This is a genomic window from Terribium retamae (assembly GCF_022347545.1).
Taxonomy (GTDB): domain Bacteria; phylum Pseudomonadota; class Alphaproteobacteria; order Rhizobiales; family Rhizobiaceae; genus Mesorhizobium; species Mesorhizobium retamae.
The window spans coordinates 19,685-41,633 of the sequence record NZ_JAKREW010000030.1 but is presented as its reverse complement, the minus strand read 5'-3'; the positions used below and the strand labels follow the sequence as shown (position 1 = coordinate 41,633).

General features: G+C 58.2%; 21 protein-coding genes and 1 pseudogene. 17 read left to right on the top strand and 5 right to left on the bottom strand.

The features are described 5' to 3' along the window. Positions 1-9 precede the first annotated feature (9 nt). The 7 genes from L4923_RS22715 to L4923_RS22685 all read left to right on the top strand — a co-directional run bounded on the left by L4923_RS22715 (position 10) and on the right by L4923_RS22685 (position 8,071). Positions 10-804, top strand: a complete 795-nt coding sequence (locus tag L4923_RS22715) for a cyclase family protein (protein ID WP_239369376.1) — start codon at positions 10-12, stop codon at positions 802-804. 116 nt (positions 805-920) lie between these two features. Then, the gene (locus L4923_RS22710) at positions 921-2,240 is read left to right on the top strand and encodes an MFS transporter (protein WP_239369375.1); all 1,320 of its coding nucleotides are present in this window, start codon (positions 921-923) and stop codon (positions 2,238-2,240) included. Positions 2,241-2,721: 481 nt separating this feature from the next. Next, positions 2,722-3,804 carry a 5-aminosalicylate 1,2-dioxygenase gene (mabB, locus tag L4923_RS22705; protein ID WP_239369374.1) on the top strand — a complete coding sequence of 361 codons (1,083 nt, stop codon included), beginning with the start codon at positions 2,722-2,724 and terminating at the stop codon, positions 3,802-3,804. A gap of 33 nt (positions 3,805-3,837) precedes the next feature. Further along, the gene (locus tag L4923_RS22700; protein WP_275448536.1) at positions 3,838-5,169 is read left to right on the top strand and encodes a fumarylacetoacetate hydrolase family protein; all 1,332 of its coding nucleotides are present in this window, start codon (positions 3,838-3,840) and stop codon (positions 5,167-5,169) included. 276 nt (positions 5,170-5,445) lie between these two features. Further along, the gene (locus L4923_RS22695; RefSeq protein ID WP_239369372.1) at positions 5,446-5,850 is read left to right on the top strand and encodes a RidA family protein; all 405 of its coding nucleotides are present in this window, start codon (positions 5,446-5,448) and stop codon (positions 5,848-5,850) included. Positions 5,851-6,031: 181 nt separating this feature from the next. After that, positions 6,032-7,234: an FAD-dependent monooxygenase gene (locus tag L4923_RS22690; protein WP_239369371.1), complete on the top strand. Its 1,203-nt coding sequence runs from the start codon at positions 6,032-6,034 to the stop codon at positions 7,232-7,234. Between the two features lie 114 nt (positions 7,235-7,348). Next, positions 7,349-8,071 (top strand): SDR family oxidoreductase, encoded by a 723-nt coding sequence (locus L4923_RS22685; protein WP_239369370.1) that lies wholly within the window; start codon positions 7,349-7,351, stop codon positions 8,069-8,071. Positions 8,072-8,582: 511 nt separating this feature from the next. Here the strand turns inward: L4923_RS22685 and istB are convergent. The 3 genes and pseudogenes from istB to L4923_RS22670 all read right to left on the bottom strand — a co-directional run bounded on the left by istB (position 8,583) and on the right by L4923_RS22670 (position 11,216). Continuing rightward, complete coding sequence (gene istB, locus L4923_RS22680; RefSeq protein ID WP_239369369.1) at positions 8,583-9,338, bottom strand: IS21-like element helper ATPase IstB; 756 nt, start codon at positions 9,336-9,338, stop codon at positions 8,583-8,585. Between the two features lie 14 nt (positions 9,339-9,352). Beyond that, positions 9,353-10,890 (bottom strand): annotated as a pseudogene (gene istA, locus L4923_RS22675) (IS21 family transposase). A gap of 68 nt (positions 10,891-10,958) precedes the next feature. Continuing rightward, on the bottom strand, positions 10,959-11,216 hold the full coding sequence (locus L4923_RS22670) for a hypothetical protein (protein ID WP_239369368.1): 258 nt from the start codon (positions 11,214-11,216) through the stop codon (positions 10,959-10,961). 612 nt (positions 11,217-11,828) lie between these two features. On the opposite strand from L4923_RS22670, the gene L4923_RS22665 reads away from it, so the two are divergent. Then, on the top strand, positions 11,829-12,323 hold the full coding sequence (locus L4923_RS22665; RefSeq protein ID WP_239369367.1) for a helix-turn-helix domain-containing protein: 495 nt from the start codon (positions 11,829-11,831) through the stop codon (positions 12,321-12,323). 122 nt (positions 12,324-12,445) lie between these two features. Here the strand turns inward: L4923_RS22665 and L4923_RS22660 are convergent, their stop codons facing one another. Further along, positions 12,446-13,147: a GntR family transcriptional regulator gene (locus tag L4923_RS22660; protein ID WP_239369366.1), complete on the bottom strand. Its 702-nt coding sequence runs from the start codon at positions 13,145-13,147 to the stop codon at positions 12,446-12,448. Between the two features lie 394 nt (positions 13,148-13,541). Here L4923_RS22660 and dctP point away from each other — a divergent pair, with 394 nt between their 5' ends. From dctP to L4923_RS22645, 3 genes are all read left to right on the top strand, one after another. After that, positions 13,542-14,525: a TRAP transporter substrate-binding protein DctP gene (dctP, locus tag L4923_RS22655; protein WP_239369365.1), complete on the top strand. Its 984-nt coding sequence runs from the start codon at positions 13,542-13,544 to the stop codon at positions 14,523-14,525. A gap of 68 nt (positions 14,526-14,593) precedes the next feature. Further along, complete coding sequence (locus L4923_RS22650; protein ID WP_239369364.1) at positions 14,594-15,121, top strand: TRAP transporter small permease; 528 nt, start codon at positions 14,594-14,596, stop codon at positions 15,119-15,121. Next, entirely contained in the window at positions 15,118-16,434 is a 1,317-nt protein-coding gene (locus L4923_RS22645) for a TRAP transporter large permease (RefSeq protein ID WP_239369363.1), read from the top strand. The genes L4923_RS22650 and L4923_RS22645 overlap by 4 nt, the downstream gene beginning before the upstream one ends. A gap of 414 nt (positions 16,435-16,848) precedes the next feature. Here the strand turns inward: L4923_RS22645 and L4923_RS22640 are convergent, their stop codons facing one another. Next, a complete protein-coding gene (locus L4923_RS22640) occupies positions 16,849-17,106 on the bottom strand; it encodes a hypothetical protein (protein ID WP_239369412.1) in 258 nt (85 codons plus the stop codon). Between L4923_RS22640 and L4923_RS31130 the strand changes: the two genes are divergently transcribed. The 6 genes from L4923_RS31130 to L4923_RS22610 all read left to right on the top strand — a co-directional run bounded on the left by L4923_RS31130 (position 17,083) and on the right by L4923_RS22610 (position 21,948). After that, positions 17,083-17,346 carry a hydantoinase/oxoprolinase family protein gene (locus L4923_RS31130; RefSeq protein WP_343303947.1) on the top strand — a complete coding sequence of 88 codons (264 nt, stop codon included), beginning with the start codon at positions 17,083-17,085 and terminating at the stop codon, positions 17,344-17,346. The genes L4923_RS22640 and L4923_RS31130 overlap by 24 nt on opposite strands. 29 nt (positions 17,347-17,375) lie before the next feature. After that, the gene (locus tag L4923_RS22630; RefSeq protein ID WP_239369362.1) at positions 17,376-18,560 is read left to right on the top strand and encodes an ABC transporter substrate-binding protein; all 1,185 of its coding nucleotides are present in this window, start codon (positions 17,376-17,378) and stop codon (positions 18,558-18,560) included. A 63-nt stretch (positions 18,561-18,623) separates the two neighbouring features. Next, a complete protein-coding gene (locus L4923_RS22625; protein ID WP_239369361.1) occupies positions 18,624-19,556 on the top strand; it encodes a branched-chain amino acid ABC transporter permease in 933 nt (310 codons plus the stop codon). Positions 19,557-19,582: 26 nt separating this feature from the next. Beyond that, a complete protein-coding gene (locus tag L4923_RS22620) occupies positions 19,583-20,515 on the top strand; it encodes a branched-chain amino acid ABC transporter permease (RefSeq protein ID WP_239369360.1) in 933 nt (310 codons plus the stop codon). Next, the gene (locus L4923_RS22615) at positions 20,508-21,269 is read left to right on the top strand and encodes an ABC transporter ATP-binding protein (RefSeq protein ID WP_239369359.1); all 762 of its coding nucleotides are present in this window, start codon (positions 20,508-20,510) and stop codon (positions 21,267-21,269) included. The genes L4923_RS22620 and L4923_RS22615 overlap by 8 nt, the downstream gene beginning before the upstream one ends. After that, positions 21,262-21,948: an ABC transporter ATP-binding protein gene (locus L4923_RS22610; RefSeq protein ID WP_239369358.1), complete on the top strand. Its 687-nt coding sequence runs from the start codon at positions 21,262-21,264 to the stop codon at positions 21,946-21,948. The genes L4923_RS22615 and L4923_RS22610 overlap by 8 nt, the downstream gene beginning before the upstream one ends. The last annotated feature ends 1 nt before the right edge of the window (position 21,949 follow it).

Genomic DNA, 21,949 nt, shown 5'->3' with positions numbered 1-21,949 from the left:
AATACGAAGATGATCGCACAGAGACTTCTTGGCGAGCTTGCCAGCCTGCTTGTTGGAGGCGAAATCGAAGTGCTCGATTTGACCGCAGTGCTTGGGCCGAAAACGCCAGTGGTCAAGCTGCCGCCAGATCTGGCGGTGAGCACACCCAAGGTCGAGATCCATACGATCTCGACCTATGACAAGAATGGACCGTGGTGGGCCTGGAACTGGCTGAAACTCGGCGAGCATTCCGGTACCCATTTCGATGCTCCGATCCACTGGATCTCCGGCAAGGAGCATGCCGACGGCGCGACCGATACGATTCCGGTTAGTAGGTTTGTCGGACCGGTAAATGTCATCGATTGCTCCAAGGAGGCGACCGCAGATCACGACTTCCTGCTCACTGTCGACCACATCAAAGCCTGGGAGAAGATGAACGGCGAAATCAGCCGCGGCGATTGGGTGCTGATGCGTACCGACTGGTATAAGCGCAACGGCTCGGAGGCCGAGTTCCTAAATTCTGACGAAAGTGGCCCGCATTCGCCCGGACCAACTGCCGAGGCCATTCAGTACCTGATTGACAAAGGAATCTGCGGTTGGGGTTCGGAGACAATTAGTACCGATGCCGGCCAAGGCGGCGGCATGGAACCGCCCTATCCCGCGCATACCTTGATCCACAAGGCCAACAAATATGGCCTCGCCTGCCTCTGCAATCTCGACAGGTTGCCGGCGCGCGGCGCCATCCTGATCGTGGCGCCACTGAAGATCCAGAACGGCACCGGCAGTCCGATCCGCGCCATGGCTCTGACGGCAAGGCAAGCCTAGCACGACCCGGAGGACGGTCATGCGACTGCTCGGCGGCCCATCGGTTGGTCGCCGAACAGCGACTCATTGCGACGACATCTGTGCCAAATCGCGGCACTTGATCGAGGGAGGAGTATATGGATCAAGCACTCAAACGTAAGTTGAATTTTCGAATTCTGTCGTTAATATCGGCCGGGCTATTCCTGGCTCACCTCGACCGAATTAACGTCGGCTTCGCCGCGCCGTATATGAGCGAAGACCTCGGCCTTTCACCAGCCGTGTACGGTGCTGGCGCCAGTCTGTTTTTCCTCGGATACATTCTGTTCGAACTCCCGAGCAACTATGCCCTGCATCGGATGGGTGCTCCGCGCTGGCTCGGCCGGATCATGATCACCTGGGGAATCGTTGCTTGCTGCATGGCCTTTGTCGAGGGCGAACACTCGTTCTATATAACCCGAGTCATCCTCGGCGCCGCCGAGGCAGGCTACGTTCCCGGTGCCCTCTATTTCCTCTCCCATTGGTATCCCGCCGAGAACCGGACGTCGGCTGTCAGTGGGACCATTGTTGCCGCCCTATGCGCGGGCATCTTTGCAGGTCCGCTTGCGGGACTTTTGATCCCAATTGACTATCTCGGCTTGCATGGATGGCAGTGGATGTTCCTGATCGAGGGTATTCCGCCGATCCTGCTCGGCATCGTCTTCATCATTTTCCTGCCACGCGACCCGGCGCAGGCACGCTGGCTGACAGAGAAGGAACGCTCGTTTCTCGTCGATACGATCACTACACAGAAGCAAGATCTCTCCAGTCATATGACGCGCCACGGCTTCTCTGATATCTTTCGCTCGCCGCGCGTTTGGATCTACGGTATTATGTTTTTCTTCTTGAACTTAGGTCTCTGGAGCTTGGTGTTCTGGATGCCTCAGCTCATCAAGGAGCGCTTCGTTGGCTACTCGGCGTTCGCGACCAGCTTACTCTCGACGGCCCCCTATGTTCTCGGTGTCACCATCTGCTTGGTAGTGGGTCGAACTGCAGACCGTACGGGAGACCGGCGCTGGCACCTCTTCGTTCTGGGGACGTTGGCAGGCACGGCAGCGTTGTGTTCCTTGTATCTCAATACGCCTGTGGCAAGCTGGGCGCTGTTGTCCATCGGCCTGGCCTGTTCCTACTCCTTTGTGACGGTAGCTCAGCCCGTACCCGCAACAGCCTTCCGGGATGGAGCGCTCGCTGCTGGTCTCGCGATCTTCAACTCCTGCGGTCAAGTCGGTGGTTTGGTGGGGCCCTATATGGTGGGACTCATTCGTCAATTCACTGGTTCCTTCACAATAGCCATCGCTCTGCTCGCTTCGTCCTTGATCATAGCTGGTACCTTGCCGATGGTTTTCTATTGGGCCTTCCCTCGGGTCGGGCGCGGTTCGGAACCGGCGGCCGTAGGAGCGCCTCAGAGAGCGGTTGCCTGATACGCGATATCGGATAGCGGGCAGAAAAACCGCCCACGAAGTCCAAACTCGAGGCTCTGTAGAGCCTCGAGTTGCTGCGGCTAGAGCAATTCCAGCAAAAGTGCGCAGCGGTTTTGCTGGAATTGCGTAAAAACAAAGAGATAGAGCATTGGAGGCGTTCAGATTTCGCCGAAAATGCTCTAGGTACGCGTGTACTGGGTCCCGCCAAGCAACGTACGGCGGAAACGTTTGGTTGGATTTCCCCGCAAGCTTGCCGGGGCACTCGCTACGAGTGCCAGTCGCCTGCCGCACTATCGACAGTGGCGTCCTCGGATCGAGAGCATCCATAAGGACGCCTACTCGACGCACGCGAAAAGCCGGGCAATTGGCTGTTCGACGGTGCCTTTAACGTTCGCTGCGATACCATTTTATCGAGAAAAACATTGACAGACGATAAAATAACGTATTATCGTTGTTGTGTAAAATAGCTGGGAAGAGGATGATGAGCTCTTTGCTTAAGAATGACTCACTGGACCAACTGCATGAGGATTTGGCGCGAGCCAACATGGCGCCAACGTGGAAGTATGTGTCCGAGTTCGTCGCGCGCGAGCCGAGGGTTAGCTATCGACCGTGGTTATGGCGTTGGGACGATATCATTCCGCTTTTGATGCGTGCGGGGGATCTAATCACCCCAGAGCGCGGCGCGGAACGCCGCTCGATGGAGCATGTGAATCCTGATCTGACGCCTTACTACAGTACCTCCCATTCGATCGCGACGGCGTTTCAGTTGGTTCGTGCGGGCGAGCGCGCCCCGGCGCATCGCCATATGGCTGGAGCAATTCGGTTTGCTGCGCGCAGTCAGGGAGGCGCGGTCTACACAAAGGTGCAGGGCGAGCGGCTTATGATGGAGGAGAACGATCTTCTCCTTACTCCGGCCCATGCCTGGCACGAGCACGCCAATGAGACGCCGGATGACATCATCTGGCTGGATGCTCTGGATTTTCCTCTGGTGAATCTCTTGCAAGCAAGTGTTTTTGAGCCGGGCGAGGGCGAGGTCTGTCCAAGCCGGCCTGACAATTTCTCGCGCCAGCAACTGGGCATGTATCGGCCAACCGGTTGGGGGAAGTATCCGGAATCGCAGCCGGCGCTTCGATATCCGTGGGTTGAGATGCATCAGGCTCTGCAAGACGCCAGAAGCGCTGAAGGCAGCCTCTTTGATGGGGTGATCCTTGAATACGTAAACCCGATCAACTCGGGCCCCACCTTGCCGACGCTGTCTTGTCGCGCGCAACTCCTGAAGGCCGGCACCAAGACGAAAGCGCATCGGTCGACCTCAAGCACGGTCTATTTCGTGATCGGGGGTGAAGGCGTTTGCGTCATCAATGGAATCGAATTCCACTGGGGACGCGGCGATGTCTTCGTCGTGCCGACGTGGGCGTGGCACGAGCACCACTGCAAAGGCAGCGATGCCTTCCTGTTCTCGATCACTGATCAGCCTGTGCTGGAAGTGCTGGGTATGATGCGGGAACAGACTTACGAGCCGAATGACGGCCACCAGAAGATAACCTCGAAATTCAACCCATAAGCCAAGCTATCCGGGACGCTAGGACCTTCGTACATGCCATTGCCAAAACTGAAAGTCGTCTTTAACTATCGCAGCCCGTTCTGCGCCTTGATCGTCGATGAGCTGTTTGCGCTGAAGCGACTGTACCGGGTTGATATCGATTGGTGCCTCGTCAAAGAGGTGCCTCGGCCCTCCAGCTTGCCGATCACGCAGCAGAATCCGCGGTTTCCTTATAATCGCCAGGATTGTGAGCGGCGCGCCCGCTGGCGTGGACTGGAGTGGTCTCCGCCGGAATGGCGGCTGACCGACGTGTCGGCGGCTACCCACCTTGGTTTGTGGCTGCTGCGGAACAGGTCGGAGCTCTTCGAGGCCTACACGGTTCGTGTCAGCCGCGCGTACTGGTCGCACGGCAAGAACATCAGCGACGCGGCCACTGTGGAAGCTCTGGCTCGCGAGGTGGGCGTCACCGATGGTGAACTCGACGCCGCAAAGGCGGCCGCTGCTGTCATTGAACGGGAGCTGGCTGGCAACGCCGCTTGGTGTGATGAAAGTGGTGTCCTCGGCGTTCCGTTCTTTGTGGTCGATGGCGAGAAGTTTTGGGGTTCCGATCGCGTCGGCGCCCTCAAGCGCTATCTCAACGAAGCGGGTTATGGCAGCGCCTTGGCGGCAACCGATGGCGACGTCCTGTTCAACAACGGCCCCGCGGTCACGTTGCCCGTGGCCGGCCGCGAAGCGAGCGTGGCGGTGAACCGTATCTTCTGTGTCGGCCGGAACTACTCCGAGCATGCCCGCGAGATGGGCGTCGATCCGACACGCGAAGCCCCGTTCTTTTTCATGAAGCCGTTGGATGCATTGGTGCCTAGCGGCGCGCACATTCCCTATCCCTTGGGAACAAGCAAATATGAATACGAGATGGAGCTGGTCGTCGTCTTGGGCGAAGCGATCTCGTCGCCTGTGACGCCCGAAGAAGCTTCGCGCGCGATCTTCGGCTACGCCGCTGGCCTCGACATGACGCGCCGCGACCTTCAGCTCGCGGCTCGCGACAAGGGGCGGCCGTGGGAGCTCGGAAAGGCTTTCGAGAGGTCTGCCGTGCTCGGGCCGATCAAGGCGGCCGAGGATTTGGACAGCGACCCGGTCGGACAAATTGTCTTGCGCGTCAATGACGACATTAAGCAGAACGCCAAGGTCGCCGACATGATCTGGTCGGTTCAGGAAATCGTCTCCAACCTTTCGCAGTATTATTACCTGCGCCCTGGTGATGTGATCTTCACCGGAACGCCTGCTGGCGTGGGGCCGGTTGTGGTTGGCGACAAGCTCCAAGGCGAGATCGCAGATGTCGGCAGAGTGGAAGCCGTGATCGTTCCCCGCATTGAGGCAAGGGTCTAGGCCGCGGAACAGGCAAGCGCGTCGGCATAAGCGGAATAGGGAGGCGCGCCGCGGGACTATCTAGAGGAGGGCCGTCAGGCCCGCCGTCCGGCGGCGCAGACGCCACTGCGAGCAGGCGAAGCAGAGGTCTACGCACCTGATCTTGAGTATGCGGGGTCGCCCCTTTGCGCGCTGAACAGCAGCTGAGCATTTCGCGTTCCAGCACTTGCGGCGGACCAGTCGAAGCGAGTTGGCGGCTGGTCGAAACTTTTATCGTATTCTAACAGGAGAAAACTCATGGCGATCAAGCGTATCATCAGCGACAAGGTCAAGGAGGCCCCGCCAAAGACGTGGTCAAACTGCCTTGTGGTCGGAAATCAGTTTTTCGTTTCCGGTATGACGGCACATGATCTGGACGGCAACGTTGCTGGCGGCAAGGATATGTATTCGCAATCTCGCCAGACATTCCTGAAAATTCAGGCTCTGGTCGAGGCCGCTGGTGCGAGGATGAATGATATTGTCAAAATGACTATCTTCGTGACCGACATCTCCGAACGCAAGGAAGTCTGGCGTGCCCGCGAGGAATTCTTCACCGGTAATTTTCCAGCCTGCTCGTTGATCGGGATCAGCGCGCTTGCGACGCCGGAGCTCAAGGTTGAGATCGAAGCAACCGGCTTCATCAACGCCTCCGTTGCCGGGTAACATGATATGATCGGAGAGGGTTACCCGACGCGATGTTAGGTAGCACGCCACCGGAAAAGCCGATCCGTGCGATGAGACCCATCAATGAAGTCTGCACGGATCGCCGCTTCGCAATGCCGAGAGTCGACGACGCCATGGGATGCAGCTGTGGAGTACTAACACTATGACAAGGGGAGGCGACATGGCTCGCGAGGTAGGCAGATCCAGGAAGGTTCTGATCGTAGGGGGGGGCATCGGCGGACTGGCCGCTGCCACTGGACTCGCAGATCTCGGGTTCCAGGTTCAAGTGTTCGAGCAAGCAGAGGACTTCCGCGAAGTGGGTGCTGGTATCCAGATCGCGCCCAACGGCTCACGGGCTCTTCAACAATTGGGATTGCTGAAGGAGTTCGACAAGTGGTCGTGGAAACCTGGTGCACTTGTCATGCGCGACGCCTTCGAGGGCGAAGACATTGTTAGAATTGGACTTGGTGATGAATTCGTGGGGCGCTTCGAACATCCCTATGCCGTAATTCATCGCGCCGACCTTCTGGGACTCTTGCTGGAAGCGTGCAGGAGAAATCCGAGGATCGATCTCGCGACGAATTCGCGGGTCGAAAAGATAGAAGAGCTTGGTCAAGGCGTACGCATTAGGCTTGCTGACGGCCGAAGTGTCGACGGGGATGCGCTCATCGGAGCTGATGGGCTTCGTTCAGTGGTGCGCTCTCACATCGTCAATGACGGGCCGCCTCCCGCGCCTAAATACATCGTCTATCGGGGCGTCGTCTCGCGTGAACAAATTCCCGATGACGTCTGGGCGCCCGAGGTTGTCATGTGGACCGGGCCGAACGCTGACTTTGTGCATTACCCATTGCGGTCAGGGGAACTGTTCAATCTCGTGGTTACGTTCAAAGCTGACCGCGAGCTGGATCCCATGGACATCGCCGGGAGTCGTGAAGAGATGACGGCTCCCTATGCGAGCTTTCACCCGACAGTTCATCGACTGCTTGATCTGCTTCCAGCCGATCGCAAGTGGATGGTTACGGATCGGACCCCGACCCGCGGGTGGTCGCGTGGTGCAATAGCAGTCCTTGGCGATGCCGCGCACCCAATGTTGCAGTATATGGCCCAAGGTGCCTGCCAAGCCCTCGAAGATGTCGCACAGCTTGTTGAACAGGTTCGCGCGACGTCGGGAGAGTTGCCGTCCGCGTTTGAGCAATACGCCGAGAAACGCTACCTACGGACCGCGCGAGTCCAATTCTCGGCCCGACAGATGATTGAGCTTTGCCAAGTGAGTGGGCTTCTGGCCGATCTTCGCGCGGGATATTTCGGCTCTCGAACGCAACAGCAACTCCATGACGGAATTGCCTGGCTATACTCGCCGCATCCCGGTGAACGGTTCAGTTGATCACATTTTAAGACGGTCTCGTTGTCGGATTATCGACTATTGTGACCCATCCGCATGTCCTGGGCCGGAATAGGCAGGGTTGCTGTCGTGTCATTTCAAGGTAGAGGCGGTCGCATGACGCTACCCATCAAAGGATCCATCGTCTTCATAACGGGGGCTACGGGCGGCCTCGGACAGGCGTTGACAGCGGCCGTAGCTGCGCGCGGCGCGGCTAAAATCTACGCTGCGGGCCGCGATGTCTCCGCGCTCGCAAACGCACCCGGTGTCATACCGATTAGGCTTGATGTCACCAGCGACCACGAGGTTGACCAGGCCGCATCGATTGCCAATGACGTCACGCTATTAATCAACAATGCTGGTGTAAACCACAATGCGACCTTCATGCGCACCTCGGATCTGCAAATCGCGCGCGAGGAAATGGAGGTCAACTATTTCGCGCCGTTGCGCATGACCCGAGCCTTTGCATCCCCTCTGATCCAAAGCCGTGGTGCCGTGCTCAACATTTTGGCATTGCTGGCGAGAATCAATTTTCCGCTGATGGGCTCATATTGCGCATCGAAAGCAGCAGCTCTTAGTCTTACTCAAGGCCTGCGCGGTGAGCTAGCGCCGAAAGGCGTTCGCGTTGTCGCGGCGCTACCGGGCGCCATCGACACTCGTTTGACGGCGGACCTTGACGTACCAAAAATGACACCGGCCGAGGCTGCCGCGGGCATCCTTGACGGGTTCGAGGCCGGGGAAGAGGAAATCTACGTCGGCGAGATGGCGCGCAGCCTCGCGGAGCGTCTCGCGAGCGATGCAAAAGCTGTGGAACGTGAACTGGCATCTGGGCTGATCTGAGCAAGCGACGGCTGGGAGGATAGCCCGACCCCATCCACCAGCGGCCCGGCGGGCGTTGTAAACCCGGAACACGGGCAGTTCCGGTTTCGAACGCCGTCAAGGCTGCGTTTTCGTTGGTAAGAGCGCGCTCCATGGTTCTTGCGGATCATCGCAATCGACCGAGGGCTTATTTTCGATTTGGCGCGCGACGGAATGACGAGTTCGATCCCTGCGCTTTGCAGCAAATCCAGCACCCGCTCTTTTGCATCGAATGCCTTTTCGGCGATGAAGGCAGCGATCTGGTCTACCCGACCCGACATGCGTGTCTGCACCGCACACGTCTTGCTCCCAGCCAAGCGTAAGATGAAGGCCGATTGCCAAGCCTGCGTATTCCGACGAAGCCGGCCGGTGATTCCGATCAATATCCGGCCACCCATTCCGATTTCATTCCGGCCGGGATTCCGATTTGAAGCCGGCCACCTTGGCGATCACCTGGGTCGTTGTTGAGGTTTGGTTCGAGTTTCGTTTCGGGTCAAGTCAGAGCCGTTTCCGGGGCTGGGATGGGCCTCTGTTTTCGCATGCTCTCGCCGGTGAGTTCGATGCGGTAGGCATTGTGCACGAGGCGATCGAGGATGGCGTCGGCGATGGTCGGATTTCCGATGATCTCATACCAGCGCTCGACGGGCACCTGGCTGGTGACGATGATCGAGCGCCGCTCGTAGCGATCCTCGATGATCTCGAGGAGGTCACGGCGTTGTTCGTCATTGAGCTTTTCAGGCCCCCAGTCGTCCAGGATAAGCAGATCGGTTCTGGCGAGCGCCTTGAGCATCCGGGCGTATCGGCCGTCGCCCCTTGCCAGGGCAAGCGCTGCGAAGAGCCGTGGCGCGCGGTGATAGGCGACTGAGAAGTCGTCTCGGCAGGCCTTGTGGCCGAGGGCGCAGGCAAGCCAGCTCTTGCCGACGCCGGCCGGGCCTGTCAGCAAGAGCCCGTGACGCTGCCGGATCCAGTCGCAGCTTGCGAGCTTGAGAAAGAGCGAACGGTCGAGGCCACGCTCGGCGCGGAAGTCGACATCTTCGACCTGCGCGTCATGGCGCAGCCTGGCCGCACGGGCACGCGCCTCAAAGCGCTTCTGACGGCGCAGCGTCGCTTCGTGATCGAGCAGGATGGCGAGCCATTCGCCGTGGTCGAGGGCACGGGCCTCCGCCTGCACGTCGAGGTCCTGGAAGGCTCTGGCCATGCCGTGCAGGCCGAGGTCGCGAAGCATGTCGAGGGTGGGATGGGTCAGCATGATCTTTGATTTCCTCAATGGAAGTAGCCGGGACCACGCAGATTGGCGTGGTCGATGATGGCGCCGGGGCCGGCGGCAGGCTTGGCGGCCTTGTGATTGGTGATGAGCGCGGCGATGCTCTTGCAAGTCAGCCCGCCGATCTCGATGGCGCGAGCCGATACGGCCTCGGCACGCTCACGATGGAGATCCCGATAAAGGCGCAGGATGCCCAGACACGTTCGGAAGCCCTGTTCGGGATGCGGCCGGCTTGCCAGGATGGCGACGATCAATCCTTCGGTGTGCGGCCCGATCGAAGCAGCCCATCGGCGGAAGCGCGCCGGCGTCCACTCGGCATAGCGACGGTGGGAACTGGGCATATGCTCGGGATTGGTGCCGTATCGCCGCCCGCCATAGCGGCGCTGGTGAGCGGCGACGCGCTTGCCGCGGTGGAATATCTCGATCGTCCTGCTTGTCGCGCGGATGTCGACCTGCTGGCGGATGAGACCGTGCGGCACGGAATAGAAGAACTCTTTGAACTCGACGTGATAATCGGTGGCGACGCGGGCCAGGCGCCATTCGGCGAACTCGTAATGCTGCGCCGGCAGGCTGGCCAGGGCAGGCTTTTCCACGGTCTCGAACAGATGACGACGGCTGACGCCGAGGCGGCGCATGACATGGTCGTTGATCCGGTCGAGCGCCCCGGCGATCGCAGCATTGGCATCGGCCAGCGAGAAGAAGGTTTGCCGCCGCAGTCGTCCGAGGATGCAGGTCTGGGCGAAACGAACCCCGTTCTCGACCTTCGCCTTGTCCTTCGGGCGCCGTGGCCGGGTCGGCAGGACGCCGACACCGTAATGGGAAGCCATCATGCCGTAGCTGCGGTTGATCTCCGGATCGTAGAAGGAGACATGGTTGACGCCGGACTTCAGATTGTCGGGCACGACCAGCCGCGGAACGCCGCCGAAAAAATTGAACATGCGCACATGCGCGCCGATCCAGTCGGGCAGCGTCTGCGTCCAGGTCGCCTCCGCGTAGGTGAAGCCGGAGGCGCGCCCAGCACTGCGACGAAGATCTCGGCCTCGCGGATCTCGCCGGTCAGCGGATCGACGATCGAGAGCTTCTTGCCGGAATAATCCACGAAGACCTTGTCGCCGGCGACATGCTCCTGGCGCATCGTCGGTGACAGCCGCCGCTCGAAGCCGCGAAACAGATCGCAGAAGCGGCTGTAGCCGTAGCCGCCGGGATGGACGGTGCGATACTCCTCCCACAGAAGCATCAGCGTGACGCCTGGCTTCTTCAGCTCCAGCGCCAGCTCCGCCCAGTTCGGTTCGGGCAGCCGGCGCAGGCCTTGCCTGCCCCCGGCTCGGGCGAACAGCCGGTCCTCAAGCGCATCGTCGGTCAGGTCGCCAGGCAGCGGCCAACTCAGCCCCGCCGCTTCCGCGCGCTTCAGATTATCCTGCACAGTGCTGCGCGCGATCCCCAGCCTCTGCGCGATCTCGCGGCTGCTCGTACCGTCGCCGGCAAGCCGCAGCATTTGTCGCAATTGTCTCATGGTCAGCCTTCTCTTTGCCGGCATTGCCCGTCCCTTGTTCAAAAGGTCCGTCATGCCAAAGTTGCTGACCCAGGTGGTGTGTCTTCAGCCCCTCAAAGTGGCCGGATATTGATCGGAATCGTGGCCGGCTTCACGTCGGAACGGTGGCCGGCTTCAGGTTGGAATACCTGGCCGGATAACGTCGGAATCCGCAGCCAAGCCATCGCGCCGTGCGTGGATTTTGTGCTCAGCCGGCTGCCCCAACGGCTTCGCGCTCCTGACCTCCCTTTTTCCTCAGCGCTGTGCTGATGGGCACGCGCGATCATCGAATGTTCACAGTCGGCGGCGAGAAGTTCGAAACCTTCTGCCAAGCCCCGCTGTTGCTTCAGTGCGTACGGCGCGCATGGATGACCAGGAAGTGACCGAACCCACCCGGCCGGTCTCGCCTCGGGATCTCCGCCCGATAGTGACACAAAACTGCCTCCACGAACAGCCGGTCATCTTCGTGGTGCCGCCGAAATCGCTTCCACGATCTGGCAGGAGTTCTTTGATGCTTTCATCGCGCGACGCATAGCGACCTGCGATTCGGAGGCGCCTTCCTGATCCGCCGACATCCCAAGAACCACATCGCTAGCGATTCGGGAAACTGGATCCTTCTGTGAGGCCCGCGGCGCAACACAGAACACCGGCGTGGCGCTCGTTGATCGCAACTGATCACAGCCTAGCCAGGATCGAGAATTAAACGGCAAACGTCCCGCTAAAGTTGCGACAACCCTTTGGTGAGCGATGCGTTCCTCATTGAAGTTTTTATTATAAGATCGATATCATGTAGACGGAAAGAGTCGGCAGAAAGTGCCGTCATGGGCAACGCTAATCGGGAGATCCCTTTGAAACATAGCCGAAACCACACTCCCAGCGAAAGGGACAATTCCGTAGTGCAGCGAGAGCCGACCCCCCTTGCTGCACGGCGGGAAGTTTCGCACTTGGCGCGCTCCGACATTGAATCTCGGCTGTCCGATTTTGAGTTTAGGTTGGAGCGGCTTACTCAGGCGTATTATCGCTGGAAAGCCGCATGTTTTGCTGCGGTCTGCGAGGTGCCTCTTACCGGTGACGATGTCGCTCTGGTGAATGTCGTTAACATCGGCAGCGAGCCGAAGCGGCTCTCGGAGATTGGGCAGTTGCTTAACCGTGTCGACATTCCCAATCTTCAGTACGCCACGCGAAAGCTTATAAGGACGGGCCTCATCGAGACTGAAGGCAATTCATCTCGCAAGGAAACGCGCTATCGGACAACCGCCAAAGGACAGGCCGTCGGCGACGCGTATGCCGCCCTCCGTGGAGAGACACTGCCCCCGTTGCTTGACGCGCTCGATGAGTGGGCGGCCAACCTCGAAAAGACGGGCATGCACATGGATTTGCTCGCGAGTCTCTACGGCCAAGCCGCTCAAATCGCGATAAGTCGACGGCATCAATCTTGAACGATTGCGGTTGGCCAACATGGTAAACCATGGCGCATGACAAGTCGCGCGCGCAACGATCCTGGACAAGCAATAGCCAGACAGACCGTCAATCGGCCGCGCTATGTCCGTGCCGGCTGCTGTTACAGCTTCCCACTGCCCGCCACCTTTTTGAAAGTACGTTCCAGATGCTGATCAATCAGCGGCGCGAGCGCTTGCATGTTGCGCGCTAGGGCTGCGGTTCGAATCTGATCGTGCTCCTGCTTGACGTTTCGCTCGATACTCTTGGTAGAGAGGCAAATCCGGCGATACCGCTCTGCACAAACATAAACCTGCTCACGCAGCCTTAGCAGCCAGCCGGAGGGGCAGGCGGAGACCAAGGCATCGTGATATGCCTTGTTCAAGCCTTCCCACTCGTTGATAGCTGTGTCGTCGCCGCGATCAATACGTTCCTGAACCCGTTCTAGCCTGTAAAGCGCAGCCACCAATGCCGCTTCCCATTTCTCGTCGCCGTGTTTGAGCGACTGTTCGAGGGCCTGCTTTTCGAGCATCTTGCGCATGTCCGTAAGATCCCGGAAATCCGCAAGCGAGATCGGCACGACCATGAATCCGCGTCGGTCAAGGCTGACGACGAGGTTTTCCGAGACCAGACGCGATAGCGCCTCGCGAAGAGGGCTCGGCCCGATCTTGTACTTCCTGTTGAGCATCCCAATTCGCAAACGAGTCTGGGGCGCAAGCTCGCCGGACAATATGTCCTCGCGCAGGATCTGCCACGCCGCCACGGCCTGCGATGAGCCTTCACCCTCGTCCTCAACGTCGACAATTGGTCTTTCGAGATTGTTCATGTTCGTACCGCCATTTTCGACGATGTGCCATTGCGGGCCTAAAAAATCAACGAGAAAGTTGGTCTTTATCGACGTTTTCCTAGGGTGCGGTTTAACGGGCGCTGGTGCGAGCGGGCAACATCCTTTGGGCCGCGAACTTCGGAAGAGGACCAGTGTCCGCGAAAGGGGGGCCGGACCTGCGCATACGTGCAACCATTGCCACATCTGGAAGCCATATTGCCAATATGGGGTTAGAAAGCCCAGTCGTCGTCGATTTTATCGGTAAAGATATTGACAGACGACAAAATACTGATTTAGCGGTTATTTGCGTTGGAGGGCGCAGCTTGGTCCCCCATCGTATTCCCCGGAAAGGCAAGACGCTTGGGGGGCAAGTTGAAGCACAAGGAGGAACAAGGTGGGTTTCAAAAGAATATTGGCGTCCCTCGCACTCGTGGCTGGTTTGCTAACGGAAACAGCGACAGCGGCCGAGTTCCGAGTCATATCCAGTTGGGACCACACTTATCCGGCCTATCCCCTGTTGCTTGAGCAGTATACCAAGAACGTCGAAGCGGCTTCGAACGGTGACATCAAGTTCAAAATAAGCGGCCCGGAGACCGTTCCCTCCTTCGAGCAACTACAGCCGGTGGGCAGTGGTGTCTTCCAGTTACTCTTTACTCATTCGGCTTATCATTTCGGTAACACTTCATTCTTAATGGCGGTCGACGGCTTGAAGGGTGACGTTAGGAAATGGCGAGAAGCCGGCTTGATCGAGCTGGTCGACAAACACTACGAGCGCTTCAATGTGAAGGTCATTTTCATGGCCAAGCCGCCGGAGAACAGCGGCTATCAAATCATCCTGCGCGATCCGGTCACGCCTGCTCACGATATGAATGGTCGCAAGATCCGCGGAACGCAATCCTATGCCGGTGTACTGTCGATGCTGGGAGCTTCGCCCGTCGTTCTGCCCGGAAGTGAAATCTACACGGCCCTTGAGAAGGGCGTTATCGACGGGGCAGCCTGGCCGGTCATCGGTGTGATCAACTACCGCTGGAACGAAGTGGCGAAATATCTGCTGCGTCCGGTCTTCGGTGCGCCTGTCCATTCCCTGTTCATCAACCTCGACACATGGAAGGCGCTGACCCCGGCCGAGCAGAGCATTCTTTTGGAAGAGGGGAAGAAGATCGAAGCGTCCTGGGAAGCCGAATGGCTCAAACTCATGAAATCGGAAGAAGCTGCTTTGATCGAAAAGGGTGCCCAGATCACCATGATGGCCCCGGCACAGGCTGAAGAATTGTCGGCGGCCTATGAAAAGGGTCTTTGGGACGCGGCCCTGAAGAAAGACCCCAAGGATGTGGCTGATCTCAAGGAATTCGCCAAGAAAAACGGTCTGACCAACTGACGGTGATAAGAGCGAGGCCGCCGAAGGCTTGCGGCTTTTGCTCGTTTAACAAAGGGGGCGTTCGTCGGATGGAATTTCTGAGGTTGTTGGCAGCGATCCATGATCGGCTCAGTCGTGCCGGATTCGCCATTGCGGCTGTTGTTCTGATGGTCATGACCATCTCCTACTGTTTCGAGGTTGTCTCGCGCTATTTCTTCAACTCGCCGACAATTTGGGCCAGCCCGCTGGTGTCCTACGGTTTGTGCGCCAGCATATTTTTGGCTTTGCCCGACCTCGCGCGCCAAGGCGCGCATGTTTCCATCGACCTTCACGATCAACTGGTGTCGCCGAAGGTCGGCGCTTTGCTGCTCACCGCCACCAGGCTCGTTTCCGGATTTGCGTGTTTCGTCGGTGCGTTGATTACCGGTGCCCAGATGTTAAGCGAGTACAGGATGGACGTCTGGACAAACACCTATCTTCCCATTCCAAAGTGGTGGCTCTTCATCGTGATTTCATACGGGCTGCTGAGTGCCTGCCTTTATTTCTTTCGTCAGGCCTTCGGCGATTTGCCTCAGCCTTCCCCAGAGCCTGCGAACCAGGAATCGATGGCGAAATGACTCTTATCGTTACGCTCATTATTGCCCTTGTGCTACTGGTTGGCTTGCTGCTTGCTGGCGCACCTATCTTCGTCGCCTTTCTCGTTGTTAACGTGACCGGAATTCTGTTTTTCTTCGGTCCGTCTGGCTTCGGTCTGTTCGCGAACAGTATCTTTACGACCGCCAACACCGATACGCTTGCTGCTGTGCCACTTTTCATCGTGATGGGTGAACTGCTGTTCCGATCCGGCGCGATGGAGCATCTCTTCAGTTCGCTCGATCGGCTCATCGGCCGTGTGCGGGGCCGACAATACATCTTGTGCATCCTGCTGTCGGCCATTCTCGGCGCGTTATCTGGCGCGGCTATGGCTGTCGCCGGTCTCCTCGGGCGTTCGCTTTATCCTGCGATGATCAAGCGTGGTTATGATCCAAAGCTGTCGGCCGGCACAATCCTGGGAGGTGCGAGCCTCGATCCGATCATCCCGCCCAGCGTGCTCGCTGTCATCCTGGCGACTATCGCGCAGGTTTCGACCGGCAAGCTGTTGATCGCCGGGGCCGGCCCCGGCATTCTCCTGACCGCGCTTTTTCTGATCTATGTGATGGGGCGTGTCTGGCGCAATCCGGCTCTCGCGCCGGATGTGTCCCAAGATGCGAAAGAGGCAAAGGGCAGTGTCCTTGTCGCCATCCTTCAGATGATTCCCGCCTGCTTCATCTTCTTCCTCGTGATGGGGCTGGTCATGCTGGGAATAGCCACACCGACGGAGGCGGCTGCGACCGGCGTCTTCGGAGCATTCATTCTCGCTTACTTTTACGGTGGCCTCTCGCTCCGAATGCTACGGGAATCGCTTTACACCGGCGTCACCGTCTCATCCTTGATCCTGCTCATCATGTGTTGCGCTGTCATTTTCAGTCAGTTGCTCACCTTTGCCGGTGCGCCGCAGATGTTTGGAGAACTCATCACCGCGATGAGCTTGCCGGTGGCGGTGATGATCTTCATCATGTTGGCGCTGCCCTTCTTGCTGCATATCTTCCTGTTTCTAGACCAGGTCGCGCTGCTTCTGGTTCTGGTGCCAATCTACAAGCCGATCCTGGCAATCTATCAGATCCATGAGATCTGGTTCTTCACCATGCTGCTCATTGTCGCGACCGTTGGAGGCATTTGTCCGCCTTTCGGCTACACGCTCTTTGCCATGAAGAGCGCGCTGCCGAACACATCCATGTCGGATCTCTACAAAGCTGCCTGGCCGTTTGTTTGGATCATTTGTCTCGGCATTCTGATCGTGGCGCTCTTCCCGCCCATCGTCACCTTTCTGCCGGACCGAATGGGGCAGTGACCGGAACGCTAAGAACGGCTAGCCGTCATGGTGCATGAACCCACGGGATTGCCCAGGTCCCCAACCGTTGAAGCGCGCTTAGATGAGAGAGGAGGGCAGAAGCGCGCCGTTGCGGTTCGATTGTGTTAACCTAGGCCGTGCGGCAGGAACTGGAGGACTTGGCGAAGCGGGTGCGCGCGAAGCAGGGTCTGGCCCGCCGCGCTCAGATCGCTTACTCTGCTGCCGGTTTGCAAGACAAGCAGATTTGAGCTCGGCTGGGCGCCGATACCGAGACGGTCGGCCTGCTGTGGCGGTTACGCTTTGCCTGACATGGCATCGAAGGTGTTTACGACGGGCCGGGACGCGCCCCATTGGTCGTTGCGGGTTATGGCGCGGGCCACCGGCTATGTCAGTTCGAGTGCTTCTTCGCCGATCTCACGGCAAGCCAAGAGGTGTCCATCGGTTCACAAGCGGACTCCAAGCGAGATCGAGACCGTCGACGCTGATCCAAAACCCTTCCGCCGGATCAAATCGGCCGACGATATCCGCGCTTTCTTCCTGCATTGCTGTCTTCGCGCAATCGCCATCGCCGGTGCTCAACAAATCCGAGAGACTCCAGGATCGGAACGCCGGCGTAGGAAAGCAGACACCAATGATTTTATCGATAAAATGATTGACATACGACAAAAACATCCTTTATCGTCTGTTGTCTTCGGGAGGTTCCGGTTGAGCAACACGGCGCGCAGGAGGGCCAAGAGACGTCTGCGGGTCGGCCCCCGTAGCGCCGGTGCCCGTCCTAGTCCGGTCTGCTACGGCGAAGGTGGTCACGAACCGACCGTCACCGATGCCGACCTCGTCCTCGGCATTATCAATGGCGACAACAGGGGCGAACGACGGCCACTAGCAGATAGTCGGGAACTCACACCGAAATGAACCACCGCTTAAGCGAGGGAGGGAGAGCTATGATCAAGAAGACGTTATTGAAATATTTGGGAAGCGCACTTGGCGCGTTGATGGTTTCATCAGCAGTTGCGGCTCCGCCAACGGAAATCAGACTAGGTCTCGTAACCACATTGACTACGTCCGCAGCGGCCGGTGGGGAAGCGACCAAGGAAGGTATTGAACTTGCCATTGAGCAACTCGGCTCGAAAATAGGCGGAATCCCGGTAACGCTGTTTGTTGAAGATGATGCGCTTAACCCGGCGCTCGGCAAGCAGAAGACTGAGAAATTGATCCTCCAGGATCAGGTCGATTTTCTCGTCGGCTACAACTATAGCAACGTCCTGCTTGCCGCGTACAAAGCTGCCGCCGACAACCAAACCTTCCTTCTCAGTACGAACGCCGGTCCGGGTGTACTGGCGGGGAAGCATTGCAATCCTTGGTTCTTCGCCGTACGTGATCAGACCGAGCAGGCGCCTCGCGTTATGGGCGACGAGCTGAATAGAAAGGGCGTGAAACGCCTGTACACGATGGCTCCGAACTACGTAGCCGGCAAGGAAATGGTTGGTGGCCTTCTCAGCCACTTCAATGGTGAGGTCATCGGCCAGGACTACACTAAATGGCCGGACCAGCTCGACTTCTCAAGCGAGATTGCAAAGATCAAGAGCGCGGCACCGGATGCAGCCTATGTGTTCTATCCTCCAGCGCATGCCCTGCAGTTTGTCTCGCAGTTTCAGCAGGCGGGCCTCAAGGGAAAAATCCCGCTCTACTCCAACTACACCTTTGATGGTCTTACACTTCCGCAGCTGGGTGCTCTGGCGGACGGCTCTCTGCTCACCATGTTCTGGTCGGTCGACCTCGATAACGAGGCGAATCGTCGTTTCGTGGACGCCTTCAAGAAAAAACATGGTCGTGAGCCTTCAAATTTTGCCGCCTCCGCATATGACACGATCATGCTGATCGACAGCGCCGTCCGTGGCGTCAATGGTGAGATGAGCGACAAAGGCAAGCTCCGGGAGGCGCTGGAAGCTGCAAATTTCCAATCCGTGCGCGGCAAATTCCGTTTCGGGACCAATCATTTCCCGATCCAAGACTTTTACCTCATACAGGTGGTGCCGGCTGATGATGGCACGTTCACTACCAAAACCCTGTCCGTGGCTGCGACGGACAACTTGGATACTTACGTGAACGATTGTCAGATGAAATAATGGAGTTGGCCGAGAGCAATTTCGAAAGTCGCATTTGGCCCTCGTTTCCCTGGAAATTCCACAATGTCTCAAGCGGCATTTTTGCTGTTCCTAGAGCAGTGTCTGAACGGCTTACAGTTCGGGATCATGTTGTTTTTGATCACTGCCGGCCTGACCTTGGTCGTTGGCATCATGAACTTCGTCAATCTCGCGCAAGGCTCGCTATTCATGCTGGGTGCTTTTGTGGCCGCCTGGTTCGCCTCAATCACTGGAAACTACTATCTGGCCGTAGCTGTTGCGGTCGCAGCCACTGCGATCATCGGCGCGGTCGTGGAGGTGCTCGCGTTGTCCAGGTTCTATCGGCGCCCACACCTGGATCAGGTTCTTGCGACATTCGGCTTCATTCTGATCTTCAATGAGGTGGCTCGGATTTTGTGGGGTTCGCAGGGTCTGACTGTGGTCTTGCCACCAGAGCTCAATCTTTCGATCGAACTTCTCCCGGGCCTCACATATCCCTTGTTCAGGTTCGTGTTTATTGTGTTTGGGTTGGCCGTCGCTGCCTTCCTCTATGTGCTGATAGCTCGTACCAGAGTTGGCATGTTAATCCGGGCAGGTGCCAGCGACCGGGAAATGGTTCGCGGCCTCGGCGTCAACATCGACCTACTTTTCACATTCGTCTTCGGCCTCGGCGCGGCACTCGCCGGGCTCGCTGGAAGTCTTTCCGCCCCCATCATGTCCGCCTCGGTTGGCATGGGTGAGCCGGTGCTCATCCTTGGTTTCGTCGTGATTGTGATCGGAGGCATAGGTTCAATCCGCGGCGCCTTCTGGGCTGCGCTTTTGGTAGGATTCATTGACACCTTGGGACGATCATACGCAACATCCCTGATTTCGCTGGTCTTTGGCAGCACCGCAGCGTCGAGCGTCGGGCCTTCGCTATCCGGTATGATGATCTACATCCTGATGGCGACCGTCCTCGCTGTTTGCCCTGAGGGACTGTTCAGGGCGAGGGCGTCATGAACCGAGCCAAGAACCGTCTTGCGGGCATGGTTCTGGTGCTGGCGCTTGCTGTCATTCCTGCGCTTGCCGTCGCCTTTGATGCGATTTTCGCTCTCACTTTCGCGACGCGTATCCTCATTCTAGCCGCGGCGGCAGTGAGCCTGAACCTCATTCTAGGATATGGCGGTCTCCTCAGCCTCTGCCATTCAACCTTTCTCGGACTTGGCGCCTACGTCGTTGGCATCGGCGGCTATCATGCCTACAACGATGAAATTGCCTGGATGGCCGATGGCTTCATGCAGCTTTGCGCCATCCTGGTTCTAACAGCAGGAGTCGCAGCGATCATCGGGGGGATCAGTCTTCGTACACGCGGCATGTATTTTTTGATGATCACCTTGGCTTTCGGTCAAATCCTTTATCTGGCCGCCATCGGTGCTTACCAATATGGCGGTGACGAGGGGATGACGATCTTTCAACCGAGCACCTTTGCAGGGTTCGCGCTGCACGGCCGATTTGTGATGTATGCGGCTGCCGCGATATTCTTCTGCGTCTGCGTGCTCGTCGTCGAAAGGCTCACGCGCTCGCGTTTCGGTCTGGTTCTTCAGGCGTCGCGAATGAACGAAGCTCGGGTCCGCGCACTCGGCTATGACCCAATGCGCGTCCGGTTGGTTGCATTCATCATTTCTGGGGTAATGGCGGGAATGGCCGGTTTCCTTCTCGCAAACAATGCGGAGTTCGTAAGCCCCATCGATTTGCATTGGACGCGGTCGGCGGACCTGGTGATCATGGTTGTCCTCGGAGGGCTCGGTATTGGCCTTGGCCCTCTGTTCGGAGCTGGTCTCCTCTTAATCGTGGAGGAATTGGCATCGGGCATGACCCCTCATTGGCCTATCATTGTCGGTGTGATGGTGCTGCTTGTCGCTCTCTTCATGCCTCGCGGTCTTGCGGGTGTCGTTTCAAGCGAGAAACGTCATGACTGAACCACTGTTGCTCGTAGAGTGCCTGCACAAGAGTTTCGGCGGATTGTCCGCCACTGACAGTGTCTCGTTGCAGGTCAGCCATGGCAGCATCCATGCCATAATTGGTCCCAACGGTGCTGGAAAGACGACGTTGCTTTCCCAGCTTTTCGGCCAACTGCGTCCAGATAGCGGGCGTATTGTCTTCAACGGCACCGACGTGACACACGCTTCCACTTCGGCCCGCGTCAGGCTCGGAATGGCGCGGTCGTTTCAGATCACGTCGCTATGTCTCAACCTCTCAGTGCTTGAGAACGTCCTGCTAGCTAGTCAACTCCGCCGGGGTGGTTGGACAGGGTTCTGGCGACGGGCGACGGCGTCGCGTGATGCGGTCGAGCAGTCCGAAACTGTCCTGGCACAAATCGGCCTTTTGGAGCGACGTCGCGATGTCGTGGAGCAGCTTTCCCACGGCGAGCAGCGGCAGCTTGAAGTGGCGGTCGCGCTGGCGCTTGATCCACTCCTTTTGCTGCTCGACGAGCCGTTGGCCGGCCTTGGTCCAGATGAGGCGACCAAGATGATCGCGCTGCTGAAGAACTTAAAAGGAAGCGTCTCGATGCTTCTAATTGAGCATGACATTGAAGCGGTGTTCTCGCTGGCTGATGGCATCACCGTACTCGACTTCGGCCGAGTGATCGCGTCCGGCCCGGCTGACGAGATCCGCGGGCATCCAGATGTCCGCAAGGCGTACCTCGGCCACGAGGAGGATGAGCATGCTTGAGGTTGAGGAATTAACGGCTGCGTATGGCCATAGCCGGGTTCTTGACGGCGTTACGCTTACCGTCGGGAAGGGCGAGGCAGTGACACTGATGGGTCGCAACGGCATGGGCAAAACGACAACCATCATGTCCATATTAGGCTTGATATCGAAATCCGGTGGTCACGTTCGGTTTGACGGTCGGGATGTCACAAATTGGCCCGCACATCGTGTTGCCGCACTTGGCATCGGTCTGGTTCCAGAGGGTCGACGGATTTTTCCGAATTTAACCGTCGAAGAGAACCTAATTGCAACGGCGCGGTCGGGCCAGTGGAGTATCCGGAGCGTTCTGGAGCTATTTCCACGCCTCCATGAGCGTCGCCGCAATATGGGCACACAGTTGTCGGGCGGTGAGCAGCAAATGTTGGCCATGGGACGTGCGTTGCTGACCAACCCAAAGCTTTTGATCCTCGATGAGGCGACCGAGGGCTTGGCGCCGATCGTCCGCGGCGAGATCTGGCGGTGCCTCCACATCTTGAAGAGTGAGGGCCAGGCGATCCTCGTGGTCGACAAGCACATCGACAAGCTGCGTCGTCTCGCGGATCGGCACTACGTCATACAGAAGGGACGCGTGGTGTGGAGTGGGTGTTCCACAAGGTTGCAGACCGAACGAGACACAGTAGAGAGCCTTATCAGCGTTTGAG

What these genes read in the sequence shown, in the direction of transcription:
- istB (WP_239369369.1), bottom strand. Translation starts at nt 9,338, where the DNA reads ATGCTGACCCATCCCACCCTCGACATGCTTCGCGACCTCGGCCTGCAC.
- L4923_RS22620 (WP_239369360.1), top strand. Translation starts at nt 19,583, where the DNA reads ATGGTTCTGGTGCTGGCGCTTGCTGTCATTCCTGCGCTTGCCGTCGCC.
- L4923_RS22710 (WP_239369375.1), top strand. Translation starts at nt 921, where the DNA reads ATGGATCAAGCACTCAAACGTAAGTTGAATTTTCGAATTCTGTCGTTA.
- L4923_RS22685 (WP_239369370.1), top strand. Translation starts at nt 7,349, where the DNA reads ATGACGCTACCCATCAAAGGATCCATCGTCTTCATAACGGGGGCTACG.
- L4923_RS22610 (WP_239369358.1), top strand. Translation starts at nt 21,262, where the DNA reads ATGCTTGAGGTTGAGGAATTAACGGCTGCGTATGGCCATAGCCGGGTT.
- L4923_RS22695 (WP_239369372.1), top strand. Translation starts at nt 5,446, where the DNA reads ATGGCGATCAAGCGTATCATCAGCGACAAGGTCAAGGAGGCCCCGCCA.
- L4923_RS22650 (WP_239369364.1), top strand. Translation starts at nt 14,594, where the DNA reads ATGGAATTTCTGAGGTTGTTGGCAGCGATCCATGATCGGCTCAGTCGT.
- mabB (WP_239369374.1), top strand. Translation starts at nt 2,722, where the DNA reads ATGAGCTCTTTGCTTAAGAATGACTCACTGGACCAACTGCATGAGGAT.
- L4923_RS22715 (WP_239369376.1), top strand. Translation starts at nt 10, where the DNA reads ATGATCGCACAGAGACTTCTTGGCGAGCTTGCCAGCCTGCTTGTTGGA.
- L4923_RS22645 (WP_239369363.1), top strand. Translation starts at nt 15,118, where the DNA reads ATGACTCTTATCGTTACGCTCATTATTGCCCTTGTGCTACTGGTTGGC.
- L4923_RS22690 (WP_239369371.1), top strand. Translation starts at nt 6,032, where the DNA reads ATGGCTCGCGAGGTAGGCAGATCCAGGAAGGTTCTGATCGTAGGGGGG.
- L4923_RS22700 (WP_275448536.1), top strand. Translation starts at nt 3,838, where the DNA reads ATGCCATTGCCAAAACTGAAAGTCGTCTTTAACTATCGCAGCCCGTTC.
- L4923_RS22640 (WP_239369412.1), bottom strand. Translation starts at nt 17,106, where the DNA reads ATGTTTTTGTCGTATGTCAATCATTTTATCGATAAAATCATTGGTGTC.
- L4923_RS22660 (WP_239369366.1), bottom strand. Translation starts at nt 13,147, where the DNA reads ATGAACAATCTCGAAAGACCAATTGTCGACGTTGAGGACGAGGGTGAA.
- L4923_RS22630 (WP_239369362.1), top strand. Translation starts at nt 17,376, where the DNA reads ATGATCAAGAAGACGTTATTGAAATATTTGGGAAGCGCACTTGGCGCG.
- L4923_RS22625 (WP_239369361.1), top strand. Translation starts at nt 18,624, where the DNA reads ATGTCTCAAGCGGCATTTTTGCTGTTCCTAGAGCAGTGTCTGAACGGC.
- L4923_RS22615 (WP_239369359.1), top strand. Translation starts at nt 20,508, where the DNA reads ATGACTGAACCACTGTTGCTCGTAGAGTGCCTGCACAAGAGTTTCGGC.
- L4923_RS31130 (WP_343303947.1), top strand. Translation starts at nt 17,083, where the DNA reads ATGATTGACATACGACAAAAACATCCTTTATCGTCTGTTGTCTTCGGG.